Origin of the sequence: Streptomyces sp. NPDC101776 (genome assembly GCF_044766845.1) — a bacterium.
Taxonomy (GTDB): domain Bacteria; phylum Actinomycetota; class Actinomycetes; order Streptomycetales; family Streptomycetaceae; genus Streptomyces.
In genome coordinates, this window is sequence record NZ_JBIWMV010000054.1 from 1 (window position 1) to 5,550 (window position 5,550).

Consider the following 5,550-nt stretch of genomic DNA (forward strand, 5'->3'; position numbering starts at 1 on the left):
AGGAACGGACGCTTCCTTTGTACTCACCCTCTCGGGCTTTCCTCCGGGCTTTTCCCTTCGGTCTTGCGTTTCCGACTCTATCAGACCGTTTCCGGCCCCGATTTCCTCGATGCTTTCCAGGTTTCCGCTTTCGCGTTTCCCTTTCCGGCGGTTCCGACTTTATCAGAAGTTCCGGGCCGGACTGACCGGCCGCTTTTTTCCGATTCATCGGGAGTGTGGCTTCTTGGAAATCGACATTTCTAGAAGCAGACAGACACTCACTGTCGCCGACCGGACTAGATCCAGTTCTAGGCAACTGTTCGAATCTACCTCCCCGACCGGTCCGTGTCAACGGCTCCTGTGGGGCGAAGAGGAGACTAGCAGTTCAGCAGGAGTGCCCGCACATCAGGCGGCCGTCGGGACGGAGGAGCTGCGTTCGGCGGCCTCGACATCGCCCGTCTCACCGGCTCGTACGGCACGACCGCCCAGGACGTAGACGTACGTCAGGAAGGCCGCTTCGGCGACGATGCCGATGCCGATGCGGGACCAGGTGGGGAGGCCCGACGGGGTGACGAAGCCTTCGATGGCGCCGGAGACGAACAGGACCAGGGCCAGGCCGATCGCCATACCCACGGCTGCTCGGCCTTCTTCGGCGAGGGCCGTGCGGCGCGAGCGTGGGCCGGGGTCGATGACGGTCCAGCCGAGGCGCATCCCCGTGCCGGCGGCTACGAAGACCGCCGTGAGTTCGAGCAGGCCGTGCGGGAGGACCAGGCCCAGGAACGTGTCGAGTCGGCCGGCAGACGACATCACGCCGATGCCGACACCCAGGTTGAGCATGTTCTGGAAGAGGATCCAGAGGACCGGTAGGCCCAGGAAGACGCCCAGGACCAGGCACATCGCGGCGGCCTGGGCGTTGTTCGTCCAGACCTGTGCCGCGAAGGCCGCCGCCGGGTGACTGGAGTAGTAGGTCTCGTACTCGCCGCCGGGGCGGGTGAGGTCGCGCAGTTGGCTCGGGGCCGCGATGGAGGACTGCACTTCGGGGTGGGTGCCTATCCACCAGCCCAGAAGGATCGCGACGACGGTCGACAGCAGTGCGGTGGGGACCCACCAATGGCGTGCTCTGTACACCGCGGCCGGAAAGCTGTGCCCCAGGAAGTGCGTGACATCGCGCCAGGAGGCACGACGGGTTCCTGTCACCGCACTACGCGCGCGTGCCACCAGTTGGCTGAGCCGACCGGTGAGCTGAGGGTCCGGGGCGCTGGACTGGATCAGGGAGAGATGGGTGGCCGTGCGCTGATACAGCGCGACGAGTTCGTCGGCCTCGGCACCGTTGAGGCGACGCCTACGGCGGAGCAGCGCGTCGAGGCGGTCCCACTCGGCGCGGTGGGCCGAGACGAAGACGTCGAGGTCCATCTGGTTGCCTGCTCCTCGGCTGCTCGTCGACTGCTGGTCGGGGATCAGCTTGTCGTACTGGGGCGCGATGTGCCCTCAGCTTGGCAGACTGGCTGTTCCAGGGGCAGGGCAGGGGAAGGGCGGCAGGCGTGAGTGAGCTGGTGACGGGCGAGGCGGTGGCGCTGGAGTTGCGCCCCGCGAGGCTGCCCAGCAGGGCGCTGGCGGTGTTGCTCGATCTGATCGTGGCAATAGCCGCGTACACCGGTGTGACCGTGGTGCTGATGCTCTCCACGGCTTCTTTGGACGTCGCGGCGCAGGTAGCGGTGTCGATCGCGGCCTTTGTGCTGCTGCTGGTGGGCGGGCCCATAGCGGTGGAGACGCTGAGTCACGGGCGTTCGCTCGGGAAGCTGGCGTTCGGACTGCGCGTGGTGCGGGACGACGGCGGGCCGATCCGGTTCCGGCACGCCTTGGTGCGGGGTGCGATCGGCGTGATCGAGATCCTGATGACGTTCGGGGTCGTCGCCTGCATCGCCTCGCTCGTCTCGGCGCGAGGGCGGCGGCTCGGGGATGTGTTCGCGGGCACTCTGGTCGTACGGGAAAGGGTGTCCTCCGGGCCGACGGCCTTTGTGCCTCCGCCGCCGCCGTGGCTGACGGGGCGTTTCGCGGAGCTTGATCTGTCGGCCGTTCCCGACGGGCTGTGGCTGGCCATCCGGCAGTATCTGACGCGGATGCAGCAGTTGGATCCGCAGGTCGGCTGGGCCATGGCCCAGCGGCTTGCAGCGGACCTCGTGGCTCGTACGGGCGCTCCGGCGCCGCAGGGTGTTCCGCCGGCCGCGTATCTGGCGGCGGTGGTGCAGGAACGGCAGGCGCGGGATGTGCGGCGGGCCTTCGGGAACGGCGCGGTGGGGGGCGTACCGGCCGGTGGGTTCGGGCCTGGGCCCGGGGCGGGTGTGCCGGGCGCGTTCGGCAACTCGGCGCTTCAGCCGTCGCCGGCTCCTCAGCAGCCCTTTGGTGCCGCTCCCGCGGCTGCTCCTGTTTCTTGGCCGGCCACTGCCGCTCCCCCGGTTCCCGGTGCAGGTCGCGCGGGAGCCGATCCGGTCGCGCCCGGTGCCCAACCTCCGGCTCAGGCTCCGGCTCCCCAGAGCACGCCGGTCGCCGACCCTCGGCCCTCCACCGGGTTCGCGCCGCCCGCCTGACCCTGCCTGCCGTGCCCTTCGACAACCGCCGCTCAGCCGAAGACGGACGGCGGCGACTCCAGCTCTTCCAGCTCGATGCCGGGTGCCGCGAGCACCACGTCGCCGACGATGTGTACGGCGTGCTGCTCGCCCGTGTCCAGGGCTGTGACCTGGTACTCGTCCACGCTCAGAGGGCCGTTGTCAGTGCCGTGTGTTTCTCTCTTCAGCAAGGCCCAGGACTGGTCCAGGGTGCGGGGGGCGAGGACCGGGTCCGTGAAGCCGACCAGGCGGACGCGGGTCGCGGCGGCGGAGGGGGTGAGGCGCAGGAGACGGGTGGTGGCGATGAGGAACGCGGGGGAGGTGCCGGTGAAGGCGTGGGCGCGGACATTGCCTTCGGTGGCATCGGTGCCGGTGGGGTCGGTGCGGACCCAGGTGACGCCGTCGAGAGCGGCGCCGCGCACCTGCCAGCTCGCCGCGTGGAGTTCCAGCCGGATGGGGCGGCCGAGTTCGTCGAGCGTGAGGTCGACGGAGCCGTGGTGATCGCCGGAGGGGGTGGTGAGTTGGGAGACATAACGCCAGCCGGACGGACCGGGGGCGCACTGGAAGTGTTCTGCTGCGAGGGGGGTGTGGTCGTGCGGATCGTGGAGCGAATAACGGCCGCGGGGCATCGGGGTCCTGGGTCTTGACGGGCCGGTCCGGCCAAGGGAACCAAAGGGGCAGGCCCCCGGCACGGGGGTGCGGGGGCCTGCCTCGGAGGATCTGCTGGTGAGTACCTGCCGCTGAGGCCGCGTCAGTGCACGGACGCGGTCACAGCGGGCGGGGTCGCCGGATCAGTAGCGGTAGTGGTCCGACTTGTACGGGCCGTCGACCTCGACGCCGATGTACGACGCCTGCTCGGGGCGGAGCGTGGTCAGCTTCACGCCGAGCGCGGCCAGGTGGAGGCGGGCCACCTTCTCGTCGAGGTGCTTGGGCAGCACGTAGACGTCGGTCGGGTACTCCTCGGGCTTGGTGAACAGCTCGATCTGGGCCAGGGTCTGGTCCGCGAAGGAGTTGGACATCACGAACGAGGGGTGGCCGGTGGCGTTGCCCAGGTTCAGCAGGCGGCCCTCGGACAGCACGATGAGGACCTTGCCGTCGGGGAACTTCCAGGTGTGGACCTGCGGCTTGACCTCGTCCTTGACGATGCCCGGGATCTTCGCCAGGCCGGCCATGTCGATCTCGTTGTCGAAGTGGCCGATGTTGCCGACGATCGCCTGGTGCTTCATCTTGGCCATGTCCGCGGCCATGATGATGTCCTTGTTGCCGGTCGTGGTGACGAAGATGTCGGCCTTGTCGACGACCTCGTCCAGCGTCGTGACCTGGTAGCCGTCCATCGCCGCCTGCAGTGCGCAGATCGGGTCGATCTCGGTGATGATCACGCGGGCGCCCTGTCCGCGCAGGGACTCCGCGCAGCCCTTGCCCACGTCGCCGTAGCCGAAGACGACCGCGGTCTTGCCGCCGATGAGGACGTCGGTGGCGCGGTTGATGCCGTCGATCAGGGAGTGGCGGCAGCCGTACTTGTTGTCGAACTTCGACTTGGTGACGGCGTCGTTCACGTTGATCGCCGGGAACAGGAGGGTGCCGTCGCGGTGCATCTCGTAGAGACGGTGCACGCCGGTCGTGGTCTCCTCGGTCACGCCGCGGATCTCCGAGGCGACCTGGGTCCACTTCTGCGAGCCGTCGGTGATGGTGCGGGTCAGGACCTGGAGGACGACGCGGTGCTCGTCGGACTCGGCGGTGTCGAGGGAGGGGACCTTGCCGTCCTTCTCGTACTCGACGCCCTTGTGGACGAGCATGGTGGCGTCGCCGCCGTCGTCCAGGATCATGTTCGGGCCGCCGGTGGGGGTGTTCGGCCAGGTCAGCGCCTGCTCCGTGCACCACCAGTACTCCTCCAGGGTCTCGCCCTTCCAGGCGAAGACCGGGATGCCCTGGGGGTTCTCGGGCGTGCCGTTCGGGCCGACGGCGATGGCTGCGGCCGCGTGGTCCTGGGTGGAGAAGATGTTGCAGGACACCCAGCGGACCTCGGCGCCCAGGGCGACCAGGGTCTCGATCAGGACGGCGGTCTGCACGGTCATGTGCAGCGAGCCCATGATGCGGGCGCCGGCCAGCGGCTGGCTGGCGGCGAACTCACGGCGGATCGACATCAGGCCGGGCATCTCGTGCTCGGCAAGGGTGATCTCCTTGCGGCCGAACTCGGCCAGGGAGAGATCGGCGACCTTGAAGTCCTGTCGGTTGTCGACAGTCGTCATTACGAGGAGCTCCTCGGGGTTGGGGCCTGGTGGACACGGCTGGTCTGCGCGGCGACGGACACAGGGGTGCCCGAAGGAGGGCACAGGAATGCCCGCGTACGCGCAGCGCAGTCCGTCGGAGGCCCTCTCTCCCTCGGTCGGTCCGCGGTGGGACCGCCCGACCGCCATCAGCAGCGACGTCTGGCTCCCACCCAAGCTACACCGGTGGACCCGGCCGCCCCCAGCCCACCTCAGGACGGATCCGGCCGAAGTCCAGCGGGTGTTGGTTGTCGGACCGGGTTTCCGGGGGAGCCGGGACAGGGTGCCCACGAGTGGTGGACGTCGAGGAATCGGTGGCGATCGCGCTGCGGCGGGAGGCTCGGGGGCGACCGAGATCCTGCTCGGTGACAACCGTGCGAACGCGAGGGACTCGCGTTTCTTCGCGAGCGATCACGACGGGATGGTGGCCGAGTCCGCCGTCCGGGACCGGGTGACCGACGACCGTGCGGCCGCCGTCGTCATCGGGTCGGCCGTCATCGGCGGGGTGGTCCTCGCCCTGGTCGGTGTCGGCCTGGGGATCGCCGCGTTCGTCGTACGGCGGCAAAGGGCGGCGGCGGTCACGCCGTGGCCCGTGCAGCGGGTCTAGTGCTCTGACCGGGATGGTTCACCGGGTCGCGGTTCGCGTCGGTGGGCGTGGGGCCGGTTGGATGTGAGCCGACAGGCTGTCCAACAGGTGG

Annotated in this window: 5 protein-coding genes; 2 read left to right on the forward strand and 3 right to left on the reverse strand. The window is 69.1% G+C overall.

The features are described 5' to 3' along the window. Positions 1 to 384 precede the first annotated feature (384 nt). Positions 385 to 1,392: a stage II sporulation protein M gene (locus ACIRRY_RS51675; protein WP_403988086.1), complete on the reverse strand. Its 1,008-nt coding sequence runs from the start codon at positions 1,390 to 1,392 to the stop codon at positions 385 to 387. 128 nt (positions 1,393 to 1,520) lie between these two features. Between ACIRRY_RS51675 and ACIRRY_RS51680 the strand changes: the two genes are divergently transcribed. Next, positions 1,521 to 2,567, forward strand: coding sequence for an RDD family protein (locus ACIRRY_RS51680; protein WP_403988090.1), 1,047 nt, complete (start codon positions 1,521 to 1,523; stop codon positions 2,565 to 2,567). Positions 2,568 to 2,599: 32 nt separating this feature from the next. Here the strand turns inward: ACIRRY_RS51680 and ACIRRY_RS51685 are convergent, their stop codons facing one another. Together ACIRRY_RS51685 and ahcY are read right to left on the reverse strand one after the other, a co-directional pair. Continuing rightward, on the reverse strand, positions 2,600 to 3,214 hold the full coding sequence (locus tag ACIRRY_RS51685) for a hypothetical protein (protein WP_403988093.1): 615 nt from the start codon (positions 3,212 to 3,214) through the stop codon (positions 2,600 to 2,602). A 162-nt stretch (positions 3,215 to 3,376) separates the two neighbouring features. Further along, positions 3,377 to 4,834: an adenosylhomocysteinase gene (gene ahcY / locus ACIRRY_RS51690; RefSeq protein WP_403988096.1), complete on the reverse strand. Its 1,458-nt coding sequence runs from the start codon at positions 4,832 to 4,834 to the stop codon at positions 3,377 to 3,379. A gap of 439 nt (positions 4,835 to 5,273) precedes the next feature. On the opposite strand from ahcY, the gene ACIRRY_RS51695 reads away from it, so the two are divergent. Then, complete coding sequence (locus tag ACIRRY_RS51695) at positions 5,274 to 5,459, forward strand: hypothetical protein (RefSeq protein ID WP_403988099.1); 186 nt, start codon at positions 5,274 to 5,276, stop codon at positions 5,457 to 5,459. The last annotated feature ends 91 nt before the right edge of the window (positions 5,460 to 5,550 follow it).

Coding starts and splice junctions, on each gene's coding strand:
- ACIRRY_RS51675 (WP_403988086.1), bottom strand. CDS start 1,392: ATGGACCTCGACGTCTTCGTCTCGGCCCACCGCGCCGAGTGGGACCGC.
- ACIRRY_RS51685 (WP_403988093.1), bottom strand. CDS start 3,214: ATGCCCCGCGGCCGTTATTCGCTCCACGATCCGCACGACCACACCCCC.
- ahcY (WP_403988096.1), bottom strand. CDS start 4,834: ATGACGACTGTCGACAACCGACAGGACTTCAAGGTCGCCGATCTCTCC.
- ACIRRY_RS51695 (WP_403988099.1), top strand. CDS start 5,274: ATGGTGGCCGAGTCCGCCGTCCGGGACCGGGTGACCGACGACCGTGCG.